Annotated in this window: 2 rRNA genes; both read left to right on the top strand. The window is 59.9% G+C overall.

Annotation, left to right across the window (positions count from 1 at the left end):
• Positions 1-171: 171 nt before the first annotated feature.
• A 16S ribosomal RNA gene (locus ACR9E3_RS32410) occupies positions 172-1,702 on the top strand.
• A 377-nt stretch (positions 1,703-2,079) separates the two neighbouring features.
• Positions 2,080-3,803 (top strand): 23S ribosomal RNA (locus ACR9E3_RS32415); the annotation flags it as partial.

A 3,803-nucleotide genomic window follows, 5' to 3' on the forward strand; every position in this document is an offset into this window, starting at 1 on the left:
GTGTGGTTGTCCTTTGAGAACTCAACAGTGTGCCGATGTTTGGTGTGTTTGTCCTCGTCGGCGTCGCATGCCTGTGGGTGTGTGGTGTCGTGGGGTTTCTTTGAGTCGCCTGGTCCTTGTTTGCCAGTGGGGATCGGGTGTTTTTGCTGGGACTGTTTGTTCCAATGTTTTTTGTTGGAGAGTTTGATCCTGGCTCAGGACGAACGCTGGCGGCGTGCTTAACACATGCAAGTCGAGCGGTAAGGCCCTTCGGGGTACACGAGCGGCGAACGGGTGAGTAACACGTGGGTGACCTGCCCTCCACTTCGGGATAAGCCCGGGAAACTGGGTCTAATACCGGATAGGACGCCTCGGTGCATGCCGGGGTGTGGAAAGTTTTTCGGTGGGGGATGGGCCCGCGGTCTATCAGCTTGTTGGTGGGGTGATGGCCTACCAAGGCGACGACGGATAGCCGGCCTGAGAGGGTGATCGGCCACACTGGGACTGAGACACGGCCCAGACTCCTACGGGAGGCAGCAGTGGGGAATCTTGCGCAATGGGCGGAAGCCTGACGCAGCAACGCCGCGTGGGGGATGACGGCCTTCGGGTTGTAAACCTCTTTCGCGATCGACGAAGGTCATGCTTGTGGCATGGCTGACGGTAGGTCGAGAAGAAGCACCGGCCAACTACGTGCCAGCAGCCGCGGTAATACGTAGGGTGCGAGCGTTGTCCGGAATTATTGGGCGTAAAGAGCTCGTAGGCGGTGTGTCGCGTCGGCCGTGAAAACCTGGGGCTTAACTCTGGGCGTGCGGTCGATACGGGCATCACTAGAGTTCGGCAGGGGAGACTGGAATTCCTGGTGTAGCGGTGAAATGCGCAGATATCAGGAGGAACACCGGTGGCGAAGGCGGGTCTCTGGGCCGATACTGACGCTGAGGAGCGAAAGCATGGGTAGCGAACAGGATTAGATACCCTGGTAGTCCATGCCGTAAACGTTGGGCGCTAGGTGTGGGGTCCATTCCACGGGTTCCGTGCCGCAGCTAACGCATTAAGCGCCCCGCCTGGGGAGTACGGCCGCAAGGCTAAAACTCAAAGGAATTGACGGGGGCCCGCACAAGCGGCGGAGCATGTGGATTAATTCGATGCAACGCGAAGAACCTTACCTGGGTTTGACATGCACCAGACGCGTCCAGAGATGGGCGTTCCCTTGTGGTTGGTGTGCAGGTGGTGCATGGCTGTCGTCAGCTCGTGTCGTGAGATGTTGGGTTAAGTCCCGCAACGAGCGCAACCCTTGTCCTATGTTGCCAGCGGGTGATGCCGGGGACTCATGGGAGACTGCCGGGGTCAACTCGGAGGAAGGTGGGGATGACGTCAAGTCATCATGCCCCTTATGTCCAGGGCTTCACACATGCTACAATGGCCGGTACAGAGGGCTGCGAAGCCGTGAGGTGGAGCGAATCTCGTAAAGCCGGTCTCAGTTCGGATCGGGGTCTGCAACTCGACCCCGTGAAGTCGGAGTCGCTAGTAATCGCAGATCAGCAACGCTGCGGTGAATACGTTCCCGGGCCTTGTACACACCGCCCGTCACGTCACGAAAGTCGGTAACACCCGAAGCCCGTGGCCCAACCCGTAAGGGGGGGAGCGGTCGAAGGTGGGACTGGCGATTGGGACGAAGTCGTAACAAGGTAGCCGTACCGGAAGGTGCGGCTGGATCACCTCCTTTCTAAGGAGCTTCACCGAACACCGTCTTCCGGGGTTGTTCGCAGGCGAGTGTCCTGTGCGTCCCCGGCTGGTGGTGGAGGGCCCCGAGTACCTGATCCGGATTTCTGGTCCGGGTCGTGGGAGCGGGGTTGCTCGAGAAAAGTGGAAACACCGAACGTGTCCAGCGTTGCGCTGGGCCGGCACACTGTTGGGTCCTGAGAGGACGACCGTTTCTGCTCCTGCGGGGGTAGGGGTTGTTTTCTTTGGGACGGTCGGGGCCGGCTTCACCGTGTGGTGGGGTGCGGCCTCGGTTCGTGTGGTCGTTGAGAATTGTACAGTGGACGCGAGCATCTTTTGTTTCTGTGCACATTTGTGTCGTGATTTCTTGATGTGTGTGTTGGTCAAGTTGTCAAGGGCGCACGGTGGATGCCTGGGCATCAGGAGCCGATGAAGGACGTGGGAGGCCGCGATAGTCCTCGGGGAGCTGTCAACCGAGCGTTGATCCGAGGGTGTCCGAATGGGGTAACCCGGCACCCGTCATGGGGTGTCACCGCCGTCTGAATGTATAGGACGGTGGGAGGGAACGCGGGGAAGTGAAACATCTCAGTACCCGCAGGAGAAGAAAACAAGAGTGATTCCGTGAGTAGTGGCGAGCGAAAGCGGAAGAGGCTAAACCCCGCCAGTGTGAGAGCCGGCAGGTGTTGCTGGTGGGGTGTTGTGGGGCGTCACGGACCGTCACTGCCGTGATGGTGCGGGTGTTCGTGGTGTTAGTCGAAGGCGTTGGGACGCGTCGGCGTAGAGGGTGAGACCCCCGTAGACGAAAACACCACGATCGCTTGTTGTGGCGTGCCCGAGTAGCAGCGAGCCCGTGAAATTCGCTGTGAATCTGCCGGGACCACCCGGTAAGCCTAAATACTCCCTGATGACCGATAGCGGACGAGTACCGTGAGGGAAAGGTGAAAAGTACCCCGGGAGGGGAGTGAAACAGTACCTGAAACCGTGTGCCTACAAGCCGTCAGAGCAAGCTTGGTTCTTGTGATGGCGTGCCTTTTGAAGAATGAGCCTGCGAGTTAGCGGTACGTGGCGAGGTTAACCCGTCGAGGGGTAGCCGTAGCGAAAGCGAGTCCGAACAGGGCGTGGTAGTCGCGTGCTCTAGACCCGAAGCGGGGTGATCTACCCATGGCCAGGGTGAAGCGCCGGTAAGACGGCGTGGAGGCCCGAACCCACCAGGGTTGAAAACCTGGGGGATGAGCTGTGGGTAGGGGTGAAAGGCCAATCAAACTCCGTGATAGCTGGTTCTCCCCGAAATGCATTTAGGTGCAGCGTCGCGTGGTACTCACCGGAGGTAGAGCACTGGTTGGCCTAGGGGGCCTACAAGCTTACTGAAGTCAGCCAAACTCCGAATGCCGGTGAGCGTGAGCGCGGCAGTGAGACGGCGGGCGATAAGGTTCGTCGTCGAGAGGGAAACAGCCCAGATCGCCGGCTAAGGCCCCTAAGCGTGCGCTAAGTGGGAAAGGATGTGGGATCGCCCAGACAACCAGGAGGTTGGCTTAGAAGCAGCCACCCTTGAAAGAGTGCGTAATAGCTCACTGGTCAAGTGGTCCTGCGCCGACAATGTAGCGGGGCTCAAGCGCACCGCCGAAGCCGCGGCAACACCACGTGAACACTGTCTTCAACTTCGGTTGTTGGCTGGTGGTGGTGTTGGGTAGGGGAGCGTCATGCGGGCGGTGAAGCGGCGGAGTGATCCAGCCGTGGAGCCCGTGTGAGTGAGAATGCAGGCATGAGTAGCGATAGCAGAGTGAGAAACTCTGCCGCCGGATGACCAAGGGTTCCTGGGCCAGGTTTTTCCGCCCAGGGTGAGCCGGGACCTAAGGCGAGGCCGACAGGCGTAGTCGATGGACAACGGGTTGATATTCCCGTGCTCGTGTAGGCGCGTCCCTGGCGAATCCAGGTGTGCTAACCGCCCGAACCTCGGGTGTCTCCTTCGGGAGCATCTCGGGGGGAGCGCGGGACCCCGCCTGGTAGTAGCCAAGCGATGGGGTGACGCAGGAGGGCAGCTCCGCCAGCTAGTGGTAGTGCTGGTGCAAGCGTGTAGGCCGGTGTACAGGCAAATCCGTACACCA

The sequence above is a fragment of the Actinomycetospora sp. C-140 genome (assembly GCF_054796175.1).